The 20,065-nt window shown below is 30.1% G+C and carries 21 protein-coding genes and 1 riboswitch; all 21 genes read right to left on the bottom strand.

Annotation, left to right across the window (positions count from 1 at the left end; all coding sequences use genetic code 11):
- Window positions 1-13: 13 nt before the first annotated feature.
- Window positions 14-940, bottom strand: coding sequence for a ribonuclease Z (locus tag CSPA_RS14765; protein ID WP_015393113.1), 927 nt, complete (start codon window positions 938-940; stop codon window positions 14-16).
- Window positions 941-972: 32 nt separating this feature from the next.
- Entirely contained in the window at window positions 973-1,545 is a 573-nt protein-coding gene (locus CSPA_RS14760) for a xanthine phosphoribosyltransferase (RefSeq protein WP_015393112.1), read from the bottom strand.
- Window positions 1,546-1,652: 107 nt separating this feature from the next.
- Complete coding sequence (gene larB, locus CSPA_RS14755) at window positions 1,653-2,399, bottom strand: nickel pincer cofactor biosynthesis protein LarB (protein WP_015393111.1); 747 nt, start codon at window positions 2,397-2,399, stop codon at window positions 1,653-1,655.
- 21 nt (window positions 2,400-2,420) lie between these two features.
- On the bottom strand, window positions 2,421-3,242 hold the full coding sequence (gene larE / locus CSPA_RS14750) for an ATP-dependent sacrificial sulfur transferase LarE (RefSeq protein WP_015393110.1): 822 nt from the start codon (window positions 3,240-3,242) through the stop codon (window positions 2,421-2,423).
- Window positions 3,243-3,260: 18 nt separating this feature from the next.
- Complete coding sequence (larC, locus tag CSPA_RS14745) at window positions 3,261-4,634, bottom strand: nickel pincer cofactor biosynthesis protein LarC (protein WP_015393109.1); 1,374 nt, start codon at window positions 4,632-4,634, stop codon at window positions 3,261-3,263.
- A 106-nt stretch (window positions 4,635-4,740) separates the two neighbouring features.
- A complete protein-coding gene (locus tag CSPA_RS14740) occupies window positions 4,741-5,466 on the bottom strand; it encodes an energy-coupling factor ABC transporter ATP-binding protein (RefSeq protein ID WP_015393108.1) in 726 nt (241 codons plus the stop codon).
- 31 nt (window positions 5,467-5,497) lie between these two features.
- Window positions 5,498-6,286: an energy-coupling factor transporter transmembrane component T family protein gene (locus CSPA_RS14735; protein WP_015393107.1), complete on the bottom strand. Its 789-nt coding sequence runs from the start codon at window positions 6,284-6,286 to the stop codon at window positions 5,498-5,500.
- Window positions 6,283-7,266 (bottom strand): cobalt transporter CbiM, encoded by a 984-nt coding sequence (cbiM, locus tag CSPA_RS14730; protein ID WP_015393106.1) that lies wholly within the window; start codon window positions 7,264-7,266, stop codon window positions 6,283-6,285. The genes CSPA_RS14735 and cbiM overlap by 4 nt, the downstream gene beginning before the upstream one ends.
- Before the next feature lie 36 nt (window positions 7,267-7,302).
- Window positions 7,303-8,310, bottom strand: a complete 1,008-nt coding sequence (locus CSPA_RS14725; protein ID WP_017810596.1) for an aldo/keto reductase — start codon at window positions 8,308-8,310, stop codon at window positions 7,303-7,305.
- 453 nt (window positions 8,311-8,763) lie between these two features.
- Window positions 8,764-9,117, bottom strand: a complete 354-nt coding sequence (locus CSPA_RS14720; RefSeq protein WP_015393104.1) for a hypothetical protein — start codon at window positions 9,115-9,117, stop codon at window positions 8,764-8,766.
- 444 nt (window positions 9,118-9,561) lie between these two features.
- Window positions 9,562-10,053, bottom strand: coding sequence for a MogA/MoaB family molybdenum cofactor biosynthesis protein (locus CSPA_RS14715; protein ID WP_015393103.1), 492 nt, complete (start codon window positions 10,051-10,053; stop codon window positions 9,562-9,564).
- Complete coding sequence (locus CSPA_RS14710; RefSeq protein WP_026106386.1) at window positions 10,041-10,472, bottom strand: MOSC domain-containing protein; 432 nt, start codon at window positions 10,470-10,472, stop codon at window positions 10,041-10,043. Before CSPA_RS14710 ends, CSPA_RS14715 begins: the two co-directional genes overlap by 13 nt.
- 36 nt (window positions 10,473-10,508) lie before the next feature.
- Complete coding sequence (gene moaA, locus CSPA_RS14705; RefSeq protein ID WP_015393101.1) at window positions 10,509-11,489, bottom strand: GTP 3',8-cyclase MoaA; 981 nt, start codon at window positions 11,487-11,489, stop codon at window positions 10,509-10,511.
- Between the two features lie 74 nt (window positions 11,490-11,563).
- Window positions 11,564-12,082, bottom strand: coding sequence for a molybdopterin-guanine dinucleotide biosynthesis protein B (mobB, locus tag CSPA_RS14700; RefSeq protein ID WP_015393100.1), 519 nt, complete (start codon window positions 12,080-12,082; stop codon window positions 11,564-11,566).
- Window positions 12,072-12,554 carry a cyclic pyranopterin monophosphate synthase MoaC gene (gene moaC, locus CSPA_RS14695; RefSeq protein ID WP_015393099.1) on the bottom strand — a complete coding sequence of 161 codons (483 nt, stop codon included), beginning with the start codon at window positions 12,552-12,554 and terminating at the stop codon, window positions 12,072-12,074. Before moaC ends, mobB begins: the two co-directional genes overlap by 11 nt.
- A gap of 28 nt (window positions 12,555-12,582) precedes the next feature.
- Window positions 12,583-13,788: a molybdopterin molybdotransferase MoeA gene (locus CSPA_RS14690; RefSeq protein ID WP_015393098.1), complete on the bottom strand. Its 1,206-nt coding sequence runs from the start codon at window positions 13,786-13,788 to the stop codon at window positions 12,583-12,585.
- A gap of 3 nt (window positions 13,789-13,791) precedes the next feature.
- Window positions 13,792-14,817, bottom strand: coding sequence for a molybdopterin-binding protein (locus CSPA_RS14685; protein WP_015393097.1), 1,026 nt, complete (start codon window positions 14,815-14,817; stop codon window positions 13,792-13,794).
- A gap of 228 nt (window positions 14,818-15,045) precedes the next feature.
- Window positions 15,046-15,218: riboswitch (molybdenum cofactor riboswitch) on the bottom strand.
- 397 nt (window positions 15,219-15,615) lie between these two features.
- The gene (gene mobA / locus CSPA_RS14680; protein WP_015393096.1) at window positions 15,616-16,191 is read right to left on the bottom strand and encodes a molybdenum cofactor guanylyltransferase; all 576 of its coding nucleotides are present in this window, start codon (window positions 16,189-16,191) and stop codon (window positions 15,616-15,618) included.
- A gap of 42 nt (window positions 16,192-16,233) precedes the next feature.
- Window positions 16,234-17,481 (bottom strand): NAD(P)/FAD-dependent oxidoreductase, encoded by a 1,248-nt coding sequence (locus CSPA_RS14675; RefSeq protein ID WP_015393095.1) that lies wholly within the window; start codon window positions 17,479-17,481, stop codon window positions 16,234-16,236.
- 48 nt (window positions 17,482-17,529) lie between these two features.
- Window positions 17,530-17,946: a 4Fe-4S dicluster domain-containing protein gene (locus CSPA_RS14670; RefSeq protein ID WP_015393094.1), complete on the bottom strand. Its 417-nt coding sequence runs from the start codon at window positions 17,944-17,946 to the stop codon at window positions 17,530-17,532.
- 2 nt (window positions 17,947-17,948) lie between these two features.
- Window positions 17,949-20,033, bottom strand: a complete 2,085-nt coding sequence (locus tag CSPA_RS14665) for a molybdopterin oxidoreductase family protein (protein ID WP_015393093.1) — start codon at window positions 20,031-20,033, stop codon at window positions 17,949-17,951.
- Window positions 20,034-20,065: the final 32 nt, after the last annotated feature.

Genomic DNA, 20,065 nt, shown 5'->3' with positions numbered 1-20,065 from the left:
TCCTTCTTTCTTATCACTCTTCTTCGAAGTTTAACGTAACTTTATACCTGTCAAAACCAATTATACTATTATTAAATATTACTTTCGCATTATCTACATATTCTTCTGGTTCAGTCATAGCAGTTCCAAAATGAGTTAACAATAAGTTTTTAACTTTCCCATTTTCAGCTAAAGTTGCAGCTTCAGTAAAGGTCATATGTTTATTTTTTATTGCTTTAGGTAAATCTTCATCATCACCGTAAGTTCCTTCACATATAAAAAAATCACTTTCCTTAATAAAATCACTTATGCTATCAATAGGTCTAGTATCAGTTGTTATGCTGATTTTTATTCCTTTCCGTTCCTCACCAAGTACCATTTCATCAGTATAATCTATCCCTTCAAAATTAATTTTTTTTTCATTTTTTTGAAGTCTGCCCCACAAATTTTTAGGCACGTTATTTTGGGTTGCCTTTTCCACATCAAATTTCCTTTGACGTTTGAAATCAAAGCTATACCCAATACATGGTGCTGAATGTTCCAATTCTATAGTTGAAATTATTGTATTCCAATCAGCAAACTCAGTAGCAATATTTATAGGTTTCCTAGGATTTTCTATAATATTAATTTTATACGGAAGCCAATTTGCAATTACTCTTAACTTATTAATTGTATCTTCAATTCCTTCAGGTCCTATTATTGTTATAGGTTCTGTTCTACCACTATTTCCAATAGTTCCAAGAAGACCAGGTAACCCTACTATATGATCACCATGAATATGAGTGATACAAATAACATCTATACTCTTAAAACCAGTATTAGATATTCTCATAGATACTTGAGTCCCCTCTCCACAATCTATAAGAATTTTTCGTCCTTTGTAACTTAACAATGTAGCTGATAAAAATCTATTAGGCATAGGCATTCCTCCACCACAGCCTAATAAAAGCAAATCTACCATTTACCTAACCTTCTTTCTTATATGTTAAGATATTAATCTGCAAATTCTATAATATTATCTCCTAATTTAGCTATTCTAGCCAAGGAATATAAATCATATCCTTTGTCTTTTAGTATTTTGTATCCAGGTTGAAAAGATTTCTCGATAACTATTCCTATACCAGCCACTTCTGCACCTGCATCTTCAACTAACCTTATAGCACCAAGTGCAGCTTCACCATTTGCTAAAAAATCATCTATTATTAATATTCTATCAGCTTCATTAATATATTTTTTAGCTAAAGTCAATTCATAATCATGTCCTTTTGTAAATGAATGAACTGTAGTTTGATAAAAATCGTTGCTTAATATTTTTGAAGTTTGCTTTTTTAATATTACCATTGGAATATTCATTTGCATTGCAGTCATTACAGATGGCGCTATTCCAGAACTTTCAATAGTAAATATCTTCGTAACACCATGATTTTCAAAATACTTTTTAAAATATGTACCCATTTCAAACATTAAATCAGGGTCTACCTGATGATTTAAAAACGAATCAACCTTTAATACATTTCCTGATAAAGCCTTACCTTCTTCTAAAATTTTTTTATGTAAACTTTCCATCTTCTTCACCTCATATGTTTTTCTTTAGAATAATTTTCTAATACTCTAATTATACATAAAAAATAGAACTTGTCACATTTTTTATACATGCCAAGTTCCATTATGAATTATAACTTATTAATTATGCTAGCATTATAGGCTGCACCGAATCCATTATCAATATTAACTACTGTAACACCACTTGCACAACTATTTAACATCGATAAAAGCGCTGCCACACCTCCAAAATTAGCTCCATAGCCTACACTTGTAGGCACTGCTATTACTGGTTTATCAACAAGGCCGCCTATAACACTGGCTAAAGCGCCTTCCATCCCCGCTATCACTATAACAACTTTTGCTCCTCTAATTTCATCAAGTCTTGAAAAAAGCCTATGTATGCCTGCAACTCCAACATCTATTATCTTTTCAACCCTGTTTCCTAGTATTCTTGCAGTTTCATAGGCTTCTTCTACAACTGGTAAGTCAGAAGTTCCAGCAGCAACAATTGCTATGTAGCTCTCTGTAGTTTGTTGCTCTTTTTTCTTAATTACTATTGTTCTCCCAAGTTTGTTGTACTCTGCTTCCTCGCATATTTCTTTTACAGCATCATACATTTCTTCTGTAGCTCTAGTCCCTAAAATATTATTATTTTTTGTAAGCATAAATTTAATAATATCTTTAACCTGCTCCACTGTTTTCCCTTCACAATATATTACTTCTGGGTAACCAACTCTTAATTCACGATGGTTATCAATTTTAGCAAAACCTAAATCTTTGAAAGGTAAATCTTCTAATTGCTCAAGAGCTTGTACTACATCTATTTTATTGTCTTTAACCTGTTCTAGCAAAACTTTTATTTCGTCTTTATTCACCAGCTCTATCCTCCCTAATTCTTAAATTTGTCCCTCTGAAATTTTTGCTATAGTTTCATTAAAACTTCCTACTCTATATCCTTGAAGATCTAAAGATACATATTTAAATCCACATTCTTTTATTTTTTCAGCAATAGTATCTAAAAGCTCTTCATTAAATAATTTGCTTCTATCATCCTTGCTAACTTCAATTCTTGCCAAATCCCCATGGCATCTTACTCTTACAGCTCTAAAACCTATACTCATCATGTACTTTTCAGCATTTTCAATTTTTTCAAAATCTTCTTCTTTTAACTCATTTCCGTATGGAATTCTTGTTAAAAGACATGCATATGGTGGTTTATCCCAAGTATTAAGGCCTAATTCCTTTGAAAATGCTCTTATTTCTGCTTTAGTTACTTTGCATTCTAAAAGAGGACTCCTTACATCTAACTCTTTAAGTGCTTTAAGACCTGGTCTATAATCGCTGATATCATCAAAGTTTGTACCATCAATCACACAATCATATCCTTGAGTTTTTGCTACATCTAATATCATATTAAACACTGCTGTTTTACAAAGGTAACATCTGTCTTCTGGATTAAACTTAATTGAATCAATAATTGGCGCTTTTATAATTTCATGCTTTACTCCTAATTCTTTAACTAGTTCTTCTGCTTCAGCTATTTCCCATTTAGGAATATACGGTGACATTATTGTCACAGCTTTTAAATTTTCTCCTAAAGCTTCCTTACCCACTTTAAGTAAGAAAGTACTATCAACTCCACCAGAAAAGGCTAAAACAACTTTTCCTAATCCTTTTAGATAATTAACTAATTCATTATATTTTTCATTATTAATCATTTAAACTTCAACCTCCAATTAATTTATATTTTTCTTATAAACTGCTTTATATATTTTATCTATAGATATATTTTGTTCCTTTGCTATTGTTCTGCATTCTTCATATTCTGGTTTATATTTTACTAAATTCCCATTATAATAAGATTTTTTTATTGTAATATCTCCATATTCAGTTTCGACCTTTGAAAATTCTCTATTTAACATTATTTTTTCTACCTTATATTTTCTTACTCCAATTGATGTAGTTTCTTCAAATATAATATCTAAAATATCTTTTTCAATTTTCTCATTGATTAAAACACTTAATTTTATTCCTGGTCTTCCTTTTTTCATAAAAATTGATGATTTATATACATCTAATGCACCTGCATCAAAAAGCTTTTCTTCAACATAACCATAAAGCTCTGGATTCATGTCATCTATATTAGTTTCTAATATGTATTGTTCTTCTATTTGTTCTAAGCTTTCAGTTTCTCCTAAATATACTCTTAAAACATTAGGAATTTCTAAATCTTTATGTCCTATACCATAAGCAACCTTATTAATTGAAAAATTCATTTTAGAGGTAAATTCCTTTACATTTGCTGCTATTATAGCTGCACCTGTAGGAGTAGTTGTTTCAAATTGAACTATTCCAGTATTTATAGGAATAGTCTTTAATATTTCTGTTGTTGCTGGTGCAGGCACTGGCATAAGACCATGGGCACATTTAACAAACCCACCTCCAACTTGTATTGGCGAAGCAATAATTTTATCAACCTTTAAATAATCTATACAAATAGCTGCACCTACTATATCTACAATTGAATCAATTGCTCCAACTTCATGAAAATGTACTTCATATATCTCTTTTCCATGAACCTTTGCTTCAGCCTCAGCAACCTTTATAAACATATCCAAACTAAGTTTTTTTACTTTATCACTTAAGTCACTTGAATTTATTATATCTTCTATGTCTTTTAAATTTCTGTGGTGATGTTCATGATTATGCGAATGTTCACTATGACTATCATTGTGATGGTGATTGCTCTCATCATGCTCATGAGTGTGTTCGTGCTCGTGAGTATGATTATGTTCATGAATATGTCCGGGCTCATATGTGTGGCTGTGTTCATTCGTATTAAAATGATCATGTACATGAGTGTGCTCATGTTTATTATTAGATAAAGCTTCTTCTGGCATTTGAGTATTATTATTCAATAAAACATCAACCCTTGTCCCTGTTATTCCTAACTTTGCAGACTTTTCTATATTAATTTTAAATTCTGAATTCAAATTAAGTTTTGTTAGTTCTTCCAATAAGTATTCTTTAGGTACCCCTAAATCAATTAAAGCTGCTAAATTCATATCTCCACTTATTCCACAAAAACAATCATAATATAAAATTTTCATTGCTATCACTCCACTTCATACTTATATATTTTAATTATCAATTTTCAATTAAGCGCTAAATTCATTCGGTCTTTCTATAATTGAAATATGCAACATTGATTAGAATTTATATAATATTATATTCACGTAAAAATTCACGATCTTTTAAAACAGATTCATATTTATCATCTCTTATTATTTTATGATCTTCTGAAAATACGATAACTCTATTAAAAATACCATCTATATATTCAAAATCATGAGTTGCACAAATTATTGTTTTCCCACTTTTATTAAGTGCTGCTAATAATTCCTTTAAGAACCGTTTTCCTTTTGGATCTATACCATTCATTGGTTCATCTAAAGTAATTACTTCTGGATTTAAAGCTAATGTACTTGCAATTGCAACTCTCTTTTTTTCTCCACCACTTAAGTTGTAAGGATGTTCATCTTTCAATTTTTCAATATTCAGTAGCTTAAGACTATCGCTTACTCTTAGATTTATTTCAGCTTCTGGTAATTGCATTTGCATTAAGCCGAAAGCCACTTCTTCAAAGACAGTAGAACAAAATAATTGAGCATCAGAATTTTGAAAAACAAAACCTACTCTCTTATGAAATAATTTTAAAAACTTATTATTTCTTAGTTTTTGTTCATTTATTTCTTCTCTATCAAAAATATAGTTTCCCTTACTTGCAAAAAGAATTCCATTTAATAATTTTAAAAGGGTTGATTTTCCACTTCCATTTGGACCTATAACAGCTATAGCTTCTCCTTCTTTTATTTCAATATTCACATTATCAAGTGCTACCTTGTTTTTGTATGTGAATGAAATATTCTCAAGTTTTATCATTATATTTCTCCTTGTATTTTTTGTAGGCTACTCAAAAATAGATAAACAAACAAATCATAAATATATTAATAATAAGATATATATAATCTACTTTTTTTAATTTCAAATTTACCTTTGTTGTATATTCTCCTATAAAGCCTCTGCATTCCATGGCATGAAACATTTCTTCACTCATTTTATAAGACTTAAAAAATAAGCTTCCAATAATTCCAGTAAGAGAATTGTATTTATTAGAAGTTATTCCAATTGCTCTAAGTCTTAATGCATACAACAAGTTAATTGAAAATTCGCCTAAAAGTACAATATATTTTAAGGTTATATCCATAATCCATATGAAAATATCAGGTATAAATATTAATTTTAGAGCTTTGCTCATCTCACTCCATTTAGTATTATGCGCTAATAAATTCATAAGTAATATAGATAAAATTAATTTTTGAAAAATCAACATACTATTATATATGTTTCCATAAAACATAGAAGGAATCAAAGCAATTAAAGTTATTATTGGAAATAATAAACTTCTTAAAAAGATCCTCTTCCTTGCCATCTTTTCCATTAGAAATAAATTGCTTAAAACATATATATCCATTATTAATAAAAATGTAATACTTCTTGAAATTGATATACAAATTATAACTAATAAAGTACATATGATTTTTAATGCTGAATTTATTGAATATATTAATTTATCTTGACTTTTATTCTGCCTAATTATTGATATTATCTTGATTAAAGAAAAAATACTTTTTTCTATATATAAGTTTTTTTCTTCTTTGGGAATATAATTATCTTTTTCTGAAAGCCATTCTGGAATCATCTATTCTCCTTAATATTTGTTTTAAAATATATTTTCGCTAATAATCTAAAAATTAGTAAAATTAATATTACTCCACTTAGTGCTGACAATATATAACTTAAATGTTCATTCAAAAATTTAAAGTTGTAATCTGAAATTGGAGAATTAAATTGAAATCCATTTTCCATTCCTTTTGGTACAAACCCCAAAAGCTTGTAAATTTCATCCGTACCCCATTCTCCCCATGCAGTTCCAGTAGCTATAAGCCCTAAAGGGGTAGCTAAAATTAGAATTCCTATAATAATATAAAGATAATTTATCTTTTTTGTTGTGCCTTCATATATTACCTCAGGTGAAGCCTTTTTTACATAGCTATATGCTCCAACAGTAATTATTCCTTCTAAAATTCCAACTACTAATAAATGAGGAATCATCATAGCAGGAATTGAAATTGCTAAGCCATATGGGCTATATAAAGGCAATCCTGCAGAATCCCTAAAAAGTAATGGCTGAATCCCAAATTCAATTGCAGCAAATAAAGCTGCTAAATTTACAGATAAGTATCCAGCTAAAAACGCTCCGATATATTCTCCCTTTTCATTCTTAAATAAACTTTTTATAAGCCTGAAAATATAAAATGCTGTAAATGGCATTATAAAGGCCATATTAAAGCAATTTACGCCTATTGCTAAAATACCTCCATCTCCAAAGAATAACGCTTGAATTACAAGGGCTATGGTAACTGCAAAAACAGCAGAATATGGTCCAAGTAAAATAGCTGCAAGTGCCCCTCCAATAGCATGTCCTGTAGTTCCTCCTGGAAGGGGTACGTTAAACATCATTATTAAGAAAGAAAAGGCGGCTGCAACTCCAAGAAGTGGCATTTTCTTTCTTGTTATTTCGGCTTTTACCTTATGGCTTGCTCTTTTCCAAACAGGCAACATAACTACTCCCAAGGTTGCACAAGTTGTAGGACTTAAATAATTATCTGGTATATGCATTTCTTAAACTCACCATCTTTCATAAAGTTAAATATTCTATAAAAAGGTTTTATAATCTTCATAGTTCCTTTTTAAAAGGTTAGGAGTATCGAGTCCATAAGGACAATGTGCTTTACAATTTCCACACTCTATACATTCTTCAATTTTTTTCATCTTAGCTTGACCTTTTTCTGAAAGATGGTCTTTAGCTGGGGATCTACGAAGAAGTAAGGACATTCTTGCACAATTGTTAATTTCTATTCCTACTGGACATGGCATACAATATCCACAGCCGCGACAAAATTCACCGACAAGTTCATTTCTCTCTTTTTCAATATATTCTTTGATTTCTGCTGTCATTACAGGTGGATTTTCTATATATGATATAAATTCATCAAGCTCATTTTCTCTTTGAATTCCCCAAATAGGTAAAGTATTAGAAAATTGAGAAAGATATGCATAAGCTACATCACTTCTTGTTATAAGACCTCCAGCCAATGCTTTCATGCAAATATATCCAATGTTCTTTTCTTTACATAAGTTTACTAAATCTTCTTCTTTTTTATCCGCCAAATAACTAAATGGAAATTGTAGAGTATCATAAAGACCAGAATCAACAGCCTCCATAGCAACAGCAAGCCTGTGATTTGTTATACCTATAAAACGAATTTTCCCTTGTTCTTTTGCTTCAAGCATTGCTTCATAAAGCCCTGTCCCATCATTTGGTTTAGGGCAAAAACTTGGATTATGAAATTGATATATATCTATATAATCTGTTTTAAGCAAAGTTAGGCTTTTCTCCAAATCACTCCAAAAACCTTCGACAGTTATTGAAGGAGTTTTGGTTGCAATAAAAATTTTTTCTCTTACGTCACTTAAAGCTAGACCTATTTTGTATTCGCTATCACTATAGCTTCTTGCAGTATCAAAAAAATTAATACCGTTATCATAAGCCTTTCTTAATAACTTAATTGCTTCCTCATCAGAAACACGTTGAACTGGAAGAGCTCCAAACCCATTTCTATTCACTGTAATTTTTGTTCTTCCCAATGTAACATTTACCATATTGTCATCACCTTTCTCGTTGTTACCTAAATATATACAATAATAATTATTTTCCTTATTTACTATTATAGTACTTGAAGTTAACTCTAAGTCAATAGATAATACCAAAAATCGTGGCTAAAATGAAAAAGTAACTTCATGATTGCAATAGTAAATTCATGATTACTAAAAACGATATAAAATAAAAATACCCTGTATTATACAGGGCATTTATGTAAAAATGGGTAATAGGGTATTGAATTTATTTATGTGGTAACTAATAATATTCTAAGGGGTGAATATTATTGTATTTTCCACTCACTATATTATACGCAAATAAATTAAATTTTCTGACCTAAAAATAGAAATTTAAGTGGAATTTAATAGAATTTTAAGACTAATTTAATATTATAATTTCCAGAAACAAACAATACTTAAATTCATGTTTATATTTACTCATATATTACTTTTAAACTAATACCCACGAATTAATCTTTGACGACATTCTGCTCTTTGCCGAGGAGACATTCTTAATATATTCATCTCCATCCATTTACGCTGCTTAAGAGAAAATCTATCTCCAAAGAAAAGCATAAACTGATTATCATAAACTTCACCTATTAATCCATAAGTTGATTGAGTAAATTTAATAAAACCTAATGTTTCCAATAAAGCTGTATCATGAAGATAAATTCCTTTAACTTCATCAAATAATTTTAAATCTAACTCTCTTTCTAGCTTACCTGCTAATAGATTATGTTTTGATTCACCACACTCATAAAAATTTCCATCTCTTGATAACCAACCACATATACCTGACTCATTCATTCTGTTTAATAGGATAGATACATATTAACTGCAAAATAATTTTAGTTATATCTTCCTATTTTACACCTCACTTCCTTTGTATAACTCATTACAATTATAATTGATTTTTATGCGAATAGCTATATTAATAGCATCAAATTGAAATTATACAACTTAATTGAAATTACACTAAAAGATAACTAAGAAATGAAAAGTTAATTGAAAATTAATAATTGAACATCGCTAATTAAAATTTATATAATTTAAAAATGCAGCCAAAATTATGGCTGCATTTTGAGAGAAATTTAATTTTAGGTTAAAGGGTGTTAGTTCTATGGGATAAGATTATATTAACATATTGTCTATAAATAATCTATATCTTTTGATAATAATTATCCCAATAATTTCCGACAATATTTATGTTTTTTTAGAAAAATAATATTTTAATTAAAGTTTCTTACAAAATTATTTTCTCGCACAATTTGATGTTTTTTCATTTAATATTTCTAAACCATGATGCAATTCTGTAATAATATATTCAAGACACTCAGTAACCGCTTTTGGACTTCCAGGTAGATTTATGATTAATGTACTTTTACGAATCACAGCTGCTGCACGGCTTAACATAGCTCTTTTTGTAAACTGCATGCTATAAGCACGCATAGCTTCAGGTATGCCTGGAACTATCTTTTCGCCTATTGCTAATGTTGCCTCTGGCATACAATCCCTTGGTGAAAACCCTGTTCCACCTGTAGTTAGTATAAGATCTGCAATGTTTTCATCACAGATTTTTTTCATTTCTGCGCTTATAAGATCTTTTTCATCTGGTAATAATACTGTATAAACAACTTCATATCGATTTTCTTCAACTATATTTCTAATAACTGGTCCACTTTTATCTTCTCTTTCTCCTCTATATCCACTATCGCTTGAAGTTATAATTGCTACTCTAAACATATTAACTCATCTCCTACTTTAATCTTTCCACCATGAATTACTTTTGCAAAAACTCCTTCTCTAGGCATGATGCAATCCCCAACTCGCTTATATATTTCGCAGTGAGCATGACATTCCTTCCCAACTTGTGTAAGCTCTAAAACAACCTCATTACATTTAAATATTGTTCCAATTGGTAAAGTTTTAAAATCTATTCCCTCAACTAATATATTTTCTCCAAAAGCCCCATCTTCTACAGCTCCGCCTCTTTCATTAAAGTCAAGCACTTTATTATATGACAACAAGCTTACCTGTCTATGCCAGTTTCCACCATGTGCATCATTTTCCAAACCAAACCCCTCTATAATATTGCATTCTCCAATATTCTTTTTTTCAGTTCCCCTTTTTTCACTTATACATATAGCAATAATTTTCCCCATCTTTGCTTCCTCCAAATCTATAATATAGTCCATATTTTAGCCACCTATTTGAGACATAATATTTTCTTCAAACTTTTCACTGCTATTTAAATCTAAAAATCTATTTTCTTTTGGCTTATCATAAATTACTTTTCTAATTACTTCCATAAGTTCGTCGTCACTTTTTCCATTTCTTATAATAGATTTAAGATCTTGTCCTTCATTAAATTGAAGACATGCTTTTAAAAATCCATTAGATGTTAGCCTAACTCGGTTACACGTATCACAGAACTTATGATTAACTGCACTGATAAAACCTATCTTTCCTTGAAAATTATCTAAAGTATAATATTTACTAGGTCCATTTCCTATAGATTTATTATGCGGTATAAGTTCTCCATACCTCCCATTAATCATCTTCTTGATTTTATCTTCGCTAATTCCATTTATTTTTTTACCAAATCCAATCGGCATTAATTCTATAAATCTAATATGTATATTTTTATTTTGCGCTAACTTAATTACATCCAAAATTCCTTTTTCATTAAATCCTTCTATTGGAACACAATTTATTTTCACTGCAATATCTTTATATTCTAGGACTTTATTTATACCTCTGATAACCTTATCAACATTCCCTACACGTGTAATATTTTTATATGTATTTTTATCTAATGAATCTATACTTACATTAATTGCATCAATTCCTGCATCGGCCAATGCGTCTATTTGTTCTTCTAACAAAATGCCATTAGTAGTTAATGTAATATTATTAATACCTTTTATGTTTTTAATTCCTTTAATCAACAATGCTAAATCCTTCCTTACTAAAGGTTCTCCTCCAGTAATTTTAACTTTACTTATTCCAATTTTAGCAAAGTTTTCACACAAATGAATTATTTCCTCATAAGATAATATCTCTTTAGACTCCAAGCACTTTATTCCTTTTTCTGGCATGCAATAAATGCATCTTAAATTACATCTGTCAGTAACTGAAATTCTTATATAATCAATTTTTCTATTATAATTATCAAACATATTATGTCACCTCCATTTCCCTGTTTATTACTTTATAAAATAACGGAAGTATTAAACATATTACTTCATATATTTTAATTGGAATCATTATTTATAATCCTAATATTCATATAGTTAAATATCTCTTCAATAATTTTCTCTATATCATTAATATCAACAGTATTGATTCCATCAAAACCACAAGTTAAATTTGTTGCTATAGCAATTATTGTTTCTTTCTTACAGACATAACTTCTTGAAATTTCTTCTCTTACAACCTCTATCTTTGGGTAATTTGAGAATTTAAATCCTTCTAATAAAATAAAGTCTGCTTCTTTAAAATTCTTTATTAATTCTTTTTCTGTAATACTATTTTGCTCTTTGATTATCATAAACTTTGAATTAGAAAATACTGCAGTTCCATAGGCTCCTGCTTCTTTATGCCTAAAAGAATCAGTGCCTGGTACATCTCCTTCAAAATCATGTCCATCATGTTTTATTGTTGCTACCTTATACCCTAAAGTAGTTAACTTAGTAATAAGCTTGGTTACTAAGGTTGTTTTTCCAGAATTTTTAACGCCACTTATTGCTACTATAAAAGGTTTATTTTTCATTTAAAAAGTCTCCACTTTTCCCACCAGTTTTCTTCAATAAATGTATATCTGAAATCTCCATAGTCTTATCTATAGCTTTACACATATCATAAATTGTAAGAAGTGTAATATTAACACCAGTTAAGGCTTCCATTTCAACTCCAGTTTTTCCTTCAACTTTAACAATACAAATAGCTTCAATGTAATTTTTTTCTTTATTTATATCAAAATCAACTGAACACTTGCTAATCATAAGTGGATGGCACATTGGAATTAAATCTGAAGTTCTTTTAACTCCCATTATTCCAGCGATTCTTGCTACTCCAAGTACATCACCTTTTTTTACTGTTTGATTTAAAACCGCATCCATCACTTCACTGTTAACATAAATCTTCCCTTTTGCTATAGCTGTTCTTTCTGTAACATTTTTTTCTGAAACATCCACCATAATAGCATTTCCCTTTGAATCGAAATGATTAAACTTATTTTCCATTATTACACTTCCTTTGAAATATATTTATCTATAATATAATAATATCAACTTTATCACCTTTACTCAATTTTTTCGTTCCTTTTTTAACGTCTATCAAACAGTTGCACCCAACCATAGACGCAAGCATCCCTGATGAATGTTTATTTTCAAGAAATTTAACCTTTCCATTATTAAAATAAGCACGTATAAACCTTCTTTTTGAACTAGGTTTATTAAATTCATCTTCCATAATTCCATTAACATGAACAGGCTTCAAATTTTTATTGCCACATAATTTAGCTAAAAGTGGTCTTCCTAAAAGTTCAAAAGTTGTAAGAGCTGCAAAAGGATTTCCTGACAGTGATAATATAGGTTTATTTTTATATAATGAATACATAGCCGGAGTTCCTGGTTTTAGATTAACCTTCCAAAAAATCATATTTGCTTCTATTAATTGGATTACATTATGTAAAATATCTTTTTGCCCTACAGAAACACCTCCTGTAGTTATTATCAAATCCATATCATTGATAACTTCATTTATTCTTCTTCCAACTTTTTCAGGACTATCTTCAATAATTTCTGCAATAACTGGTCTTATTCCTAATTCCTTTAATCTAGAATATATTAAATGAAGATTGCTATCATAAATTTTACCTTTCATTAATTTTTGTCCTGGTATTCCAATTTCATCTCCAGTAACAATTAAACCTATCTTAGGGGTAACTTTAACTTTAACCTTTGAAACACCCATACTTGATAGTATTCCTTGATGAACATAGGTAAGCTGTTGCCCTTTTTCTATTAATAAATCCTGTTTCTTTATATCTTCACCAGAAAAACAATAGTTATCATATTCACGAAGCTCTTCGTAAATTTCAACTTCATCTTCACCATAATCAGTGTTTTCTTGTCTTATAACACAATTTGCTCCTTTGGGAATTTTAGCACCTGTCATAATTCTAATAGCTTCTCCTCTTTGAAGCTCTCTTTCACTATACCCACCTGCAAATATACAATCTACAACTACTAACTTTTTTATGTTTTCTCTACTAGCTCCCTTTGTATCCTGAGCTATCAATGCATATCCATCTAAAGGCGATCTATCAAAAGGTGGATTGTTCATAGGCGCATAAATATCTTCAGCAATTATTCTTCCAGCTGCATCAATTAATTCAATTTCTTCAGTTGCCTGAGTTTCTTTAACACTCTCAACAATTAACTCTACAGCTTTTTCAAGTTCTATATTGAGCATAAACTATACACCCTTTCCAAATCCACAATTAGGATATGTACATACTTTGCAGCTAAGACATAATCCACCATGTCCCATTCTTGCTATATCTTTTTTTGATATCTTAACTCCTGCTGCTATCCTTGGTAATACTAAATCAAAAATAGTTGCTTTAGCATACATTACACAACCAGGTAAGCCAACAATAGGGGTTCCATCTTCAAAATAACCAATTAAGAACATAGCTCCAGGTAAAACAGGTGCACCATAGGAAATAATTTTTGCGCCACTATCTCTAACTGCACTTGGTGTTAAATCATCTGGGTCTACACTCATTCCGCCAGTACAAACAATAAAATCTGAACCATTTCGCTTAAGTTCTAAAATAGCATCAACTATCATTTTACTTTCATCATTAACTATTTTATGTCCGCAAACAGTAATATTATATTGTTTAAGTTTATCAATAACTACAGGCGTAAAAGTATCTTTAATTCTTCCATGATAAACTTCGCTACCTGTTGTAACTATTCCTGCTTTCATTTCTCTAAATGGTAATAATTCCATAAGAGGGTTATTTCCGATAATTTCTTGAGCACGCTTTAACTTAGCTTCTTCAACAACTAACGGTATAACTCTTGTACCAGCTAATTTATCTCCTTTTTTCACTGGATAATTTGTATGTCTTGTCGCAATCATAATTTCATCTAATTCATTTATTTTATCTAATCTATCTACATCTATTCTAAATAAACCATCTATATCAGCAATTAATTCAATCTTACCTTCTTTAACTTCTGAAGGCTTTATATTTTCATTTTTACACAAATCATATAAAATTTCTGCCGCTTCATTTTCATGAAGCATTCCTTCATTTTTTTCCCAAACATACAAATGTTCTTTTCCTATAGATAGTAATACTGGAATATCTTCTTCTCTTACTGTATGCCCTTTTTTAAAAGCCACATCCTTAACTACATCTTTTATTATTCTTGTTATGTCGTGACAAATTATGTGTCCTACGGCATCAACAGTAGCTATTTTCTTCATATAAAACCTTCTTTCTAATATGAATAAGTAATGATGAATTATTCATATTTCATCTTTTATAATCTAATATTTCATCGACCTCTCACGTCTCTGAAATTCAATATTTTTCTAAGCATTAAAAAAGCTGTATTATTTCAACCGTACAAAATTAGGTATGAAAAATACAGCTTTATACTATTAGTATTTTGCTCTAAATATCAATCATTATTTACAAAAATAGAATAATCTATTCTTGTAAATAATGCTCCTTCTCTAATACGGAAGGCTAAATGGTTTCCCACGTAACCCAGAAAGCGAAAAGCTTAAAGCTATATTTTCATTCCTATTCCCTATTTCGCTTTGGCGCAATATCCTAGACTAAATTAGCCCTTAGATATTTTTGCACGGAGATTATTTAATTATATTTATAGTTATTACCATATAGATATCCAAATTAATAATCAAACTTATAAATAGAATATGCATACATTCTTGAGAAATTCAAATTACAATACTACACTAGAAATCCGATGCATTTTTCTGGAGCAGGCATGTGAAATTGAGCTGACAAAGATTGTTAAGCAGAGAACCCAAATCTGTGATTTGGTGTGAATCGCTTACTCAGCGAACGAACGTGAGTCGAGTTTCCTCTATTGCTTGTTCCATTTATAGCTTGTCATAAATTTACTTTAGGAACAAGCTAAAATGGCGATAAGCTCCAATTTAGAAGCTTCCAGCGAAAATTTCACTAGTCCTGTAGAAGACAAATGTATTGGATTTCGGTAATTTTCGCTTAAGTCTAATTCCCGCGTTGGATATCTATAAGACTTTTAGTTTATTATAGTCATTTATATCATTAATGTTATCCAAAATACTTTCACTAAAATTGTTTTCTGATAAAGATATAATTTTTGTGTTTGAGCGCTTAATTAAATTCAAAAGCTTATAATCCTCTTCCTTTATCATTTCTTCAATTTTACCTAACAAAGCTTTAGAATATATTCCACCCAAAGGATAAATTCTACCTTTTATATCTTGAGTCACAATACATTCAATATCCTCTGTTAGTGAATCACAAACAAAGTTTATGAATTCCCTATTTATCTTAGGCATATCACATGCAGTTACAAAAATATATTTTTCCTCAATTGATTTTAAGGCTGAGTATATTCCCCCTATTGGGCCTATATCCTTATACATATCTTCAATTAAAGTAAAGCTTAAATGTTTATATTTCTCTTTTTCATCTACAGAAATATAAATATTATCAAAGCCAGCAAACCTATCTGCTATACTTTCAATAAAACTCTTATTTTGAAATTTTAGAAAAGCTTTATTATTGCCGTTCATCCGCCTACTTTTTCCACCAGCAAGAATTAATGCTCCAATATTCATATGAACCACCCTCAGCTATTTTATAAATATTCTTTTTTAGTTTTATTTTATATTAAGTTCATTGTCATATGCAAATTCAAAATTATCTTTGATGTTAAAAAAGTCTGAATAATCGATTTTAAATATTGTTTTTTTTACCTTTGAAATATCAATTTGATTCTTAATTAATTGAGTTAAAATCCCAGCATAAGATAAATCGCCTTGAATTATTGCTCCATAAATCTTGCCATTCTTATGTATAATCTTCTTATAATTTCCCTTATTATCACTTTCAATGTTTACTATGTAAGTTTCATCTACTGGTTCATTAATTCCAAGTGACATTGTTGGAATTCCTAGAAAGTTCATAGTTGATTTACTAGCAAAGAAGTCTGTCATCTCACTTTTAACTCCTGCCATATTATTTGCAGCAATGATTCCTTCTTTTACTGCTGTCGGCCAAATAGGATTTCTTCCAGTAACATCGCCTGCGCCATAAATATCTTCACAATTTGTTTGCCCAAAAGTATTTATCAGTAATCCAAATTTATCTGTTTCAATACCTGACCCTTCTAAAAAACTAACATTTGATCTAACACCTGCTGCAACTATTAATAAATCACAAGGTATTTTTTCGCCACTTGTTAATAATATTTCAGTAATTTCTCCTTCTTCATTAACAATAAGTTCTTTTATACCTTTTTCATAATATTGTTTTACACCCTTCTTTTCAAAACCTTGTTCATAAGCTAATGCTGCCTTTTTATCAAGCTGTATTGAAAGCATATGATCTTTCATTTCAACAAGAGCAATATTTTTACCTGTATGTGTCAAGCCAGAAATAACATCTATTCCAACAAGACCCGCCCCCATTACTACAATATTATTCCTTGTTTTTGACATTTCCATGATTTTTTCACAATCATCAAAATTACGGAAACCAATAGCATTTTTTGCAGTTTTTAAATTTAGTATAGGTGGAAAGAAGGTATTAGCACCTGTTGCAATAAGAAGCTTATCAAACTGAAATTCTTCGCCAGTTGAAACTATAACTTTTTTTTCATTTACATCTATTCCAGTAACTTCAGTTCCCTTTATCCAATTAATTTTATTCTTGTTTATAAAATCATCTTCAATAAATTCAAGCTTTTTTATATCTCGAATTCCTTCCATATAATGATGAAGTATACATCTTGAGTATATTTTATCATCTTTCGATATTAATGTAATTTCAGCTTCTTTATCTAAATTCCTAAGCTCTCTAGCTCCATTAACTCCTGATGCTGAAGCACCTAAAACAACATACTTCATAAGACTATCCTCCTGTATTCCTTATTAGTACATAAAGATTATTAATCTCTACGCCTCCTCTAGGGTTATTGCTGCCATTGGACATTTTTCAACGCACATTGGCTTTGGCTCATTATCTTGACTGCGATGTACACACATATTACATTTCATTATTTCTTTATGCTCAATTCTATCACTTTTTAACACTCCATAAGGACATGCCATAATACACATATAGCAACTTGCACAACATTCTTTATCATATTCAACATAACCAGTTTCTCTATTTTTAGACATAGCTCCTGTCATACATGTATACACACATTCAGGTTTGTCACAGTGACGGCAGAAAATAGGCGCTGCCTTTGAGCTACTATCTATAGTAACTCTGTTTCTTGAATCGCAGCTTTCATGGCTTACAACACAAGCAGTAACGCAGGTTAGGCATCCAATACATTTACTTCTGTCAATTTTAATTCTTTTCATGATTACATTCCCCCTTCAATTTTACTTACATTGATAGGAGTTGTTTTATAAGATGGTTCTTTTGAATAAGGATCATACAATGAAGGAGTTAAATTGTTACATTCTAAATAATGTATAGGTGCATATACTTCATCATATCTAACCATGTCTGTAAGCTTAACTTTAAATTCTGAAGAATGTCCATTTATGGATGAAACTTTAATTAAATCATTTTCCTTTATATTCATTTCTTTAGCTAATTTAATATTCATATAAAGATATGCTTCTTTAGCACTAACATCTTCTATAAATGCAACTTCCCTAGTACGAGTTTGTGTATGCCATTGTCCAACACTTCCTCTTCCTGTATTTAATATAAAAGAAAATTCTTTTGTAGTTGGAAGTGGATTCTCACGTACTTCTTCAAATATAAATTTTGCTTTCTTTGATGGAGTATAATATTTATTATCTTCAAACAAACGTCTAAAGTCGTCTTTAAGAATTTCACCTTCTCTAAAAGGCCATTGAATTCCTTTTGAATTTACTAAACCATCATAAGTAACACCTGTCATATCACATGGCATATCTCTTGAACATTCTTTCATTAAATTAAATGCATCTTTTGGTGTTTTCCATTTATCAAGAAGACTTCCCATCCCTAAGGCTTTTCCAATACCATAAATCACTTCATAATCGCTCTTTTCATCTTCTGTTTTTTCAAGGGCTGGACGCATTGCTGATATACGTCTTTCAGTATTTACATATGTTCCCTCTTTTTTTATACCTGGAACAACTGGAAGATAAATATGACAATCTTCTGAACTATCCGTATCTCCATAAATATCTTGAACAACAAAGAATTCTAATTTTTTCATAGCTTCTTTAAAGGTTTTATTGTTTGTCCATGAATGACGTGGGTTTGTACAAATTACCCATAGACCTTTAATTTCTCCAGAAATTATTTTTTCAATGATTGCATTATAAGTAATTGTTGGCTTAGCAGCCAGGTCAGACTCATGAACTCCAAGTACTTCGGCCACTCTTTCACGTCTAGCCATATTATCAAAATCTCCACCACCATATAAAACAGCAGTATTACTATATGCACGTGAACCCATTGCATTACATTGGCCAGTAAGAGAATTAGCACCTGTGCCTGGTCTTCCTATATTTCCAGTCATCAACGCTAAGTTGATAATAGCCTGCGCTGTTCTAACAGCTTCATATCCTTGATTAACCCCCATTGTCCACCAGAAAGATACTCTCTTTCCATTATGTATAAGTTCTACAAGTTCTAAAATTGAAGCTTCGCTAAGTCCAGTTACACTTGCAGCATTTTGCGTAGTATATTGCTTAACAAATTCCTTAAATTCCTCAAAGCCTTCCGTATAATTAGCTATATATTCATTACTAATATAGGAATTTTCAATAAGCTTATTAGCTATAGCATAAAGTAGATATAAATCAGTTTTTCCTTTTAGTCCATACCAATAATCTGCGTTCTGAGCTGTTTCTGATTTTCTTGGATCAATAACAATTAATTTTTTCTCATTATTGCTTCTAATTTTATCCCACAATATAGGATGGGCTATTACTGGATTAGCCCCAATTAATATAATAGTGTCAGATAATTCTGCATCCTTGAGAGTATAAGGAGGTGCATCAAACCCAAAACTTTGTTTATGAGCAACTACAGCTGTAGACATACATAATCTAGTATTACCATCTACATTTGTTCTTAAATAATTCCTCATAACATTACCAAAAATTGCGAATTCCTCTAAAGTTAATTGTCCAGTACTTATACCTGCAATACTTTCTGTTCCATACTTTGCTTGAAGATCTATAAACTTATCAGCTACAATTTTATATGCATCATCCCAAGGTATTCTCTTAAAAGACCCATCTTCTTGTTTTATTCTAGGCAAAGTTGAATCTGTTATTATCGTTTGCTGTTTATCTAAAGATAATCCTTTAATACAAGAAAATCCATTATTTACTGGATAATCTTTAGTTGGTACAACCTTAACTATTTTATTCTCCTCAACATAAAAGTCTAAATTGCAATCTAAAGCACAATAATTACACGTGGATTGAACTTTTTTCATAACTATATCCTTCCTTTCTTAAGTCATAAAAG

Source organism: Clostridium saccharoperbutylacetonicum N1-4(HMT) (assembly GCF_000340885.1).
GTDB lineage: Bacteria > Bacillota > Clostridia > Clostridiales > Clostridiaceae > Clostridium > Clostridium saccharoperbutylacetonicum.
The sequence above is the reverse complement of the archived record's forward strand: the minus strand, read 5'-3'. Positions and strand labels throughout refer to the sequence as shown.

Coding starts and splice junctions, on each gene's coding strand:
- CSPA_RS14740 (WP_015393108.1), bottom strand. CDS start 5,466: ATGATAAAACTTGAGAATATTTCATTCACATACAAAAACAAGGTAGCA.
- CSPA_RS14720 (WP_015393104.1), bottom strand. CDS start 9,117: ATGAATGAGTCAGGTATATGTGGTTGGTTATCAAGAGATGGAAATTTT.
- CSPA_RS14690 (WP_015393098.1), bottom strand. CDS start 13,788: ATGCTCAATATAGAACTTGAAAAAGCTGTAGAGTTAATTGTTGAGAGT.
- CSPA_RS14675 (WP_015393095.1), bottom strand. CDS start 17,481: ATGAAGTATGTTGTTTTAGGTGCTTCAGCATCAGGAGTTAATGGAGCT.
- CSPA_RS14665 (WP_015393093.1), bottom strand. CDS start 20,033: ATGAAAAAAGTTCAATCCACGTGTAATTATTGTGCTTTAGATTGCAAT.
- CSPA_RS14715 (WP_015393103.1), bottom strand. CDS start 10,053: ATGTTTAGAGTAGCAATTATAACTTCAAGCGATAGTGGATATAGAGGA.
- mobB (WP_015393100.1), bottom strand. CDS start 12,082: ATGAAAAATAAACCTTTTATAGTAGCAATAAGTGGCGTTAAAAATTCT.
- CSPA_RS14725 (WP_017810596.1), bottom strand. CDS start 8,310: ATGGTAAATGTTACATTGGGAAGAACAAAAATTACAGTGAATAGAAAT.
- CSPA_RS14760 (WP_015393112.1), bottom strand. CDS start 1,545: ATGGAAAGTTTACATAAAAAAATTTTAGAAGAAGGTAAGGCTTTATCA.
- CSPA_RS14735 (WP_015393107.1), bottom strand. CDS start 6,286: ATGATTCCAGAATGGCTTTCAGAAAAAGATAATTATATTCCCAAAGAA.
- larC (WP_015393109.1), bottom strand. CDS start 4,634: ATGAAAATTTTATATTATGATTGTTTTTGTGGAATAAGTGGAGATATG.
- mobA (WP_015393096.1), bottom strand. CDS start 16,191: ATGAATATTGGAGCATTAATTCTTGCTGGTGGAAAAAGTAGGCGGATG.
- CSPA_RS14765 (WP_015393113.1), bottom strand. CDS start 940: ATGGTAGATTTGCTTTTATTAGGCTGTGGTGGAGGAATGCCTATGCCT.
- moaC (WP_015393099.1), bottom strand. CDS start 12,554: ATGGAAAATAAGTTTAATCATTTCGATTCAAAGGGAAATGCTATTATG.
- CSPA_RS14670 (WP_015393094.1), bottom strand. CDS start 17,946: ATGAAAAGAATTAAAATTGACAGAAGTAAATGTATTGGATGCCTAACC.
- cbiM (WP_015393106.1), bottom strand. CDS start 7,266: ATGCATATACCAGATAATTATTTAAGTCCTACAACTTGTGCAACCTTG.
- CSPA_RS14685 (WP_015393097.1), bottom strand. CDS start 14,817: ATGAAGAAAATAGCTACTGTTGATGCCGTAGGACACATAATTTGTCAC.
- CSPA_RS14710 (WP_026106386.1), bottom strand. CDS start 10,472: ATGGGGAAAATTATTGCTATATGTATAAGTGAAAAAAGGGGAACTGAA.
- larE (WP_015393110.1), bottom strand. CDS start 3,242: ATGATTAATAATGAAAAATATAATGAATTAGTTAATTATCTAAAAGGA.
- moaA (WP_015393101.1), bottom strand. CDS start 11,489: ATGTTTGATAATTATAATAGAAAAATTGATTATATAAGAATTTCAGTT.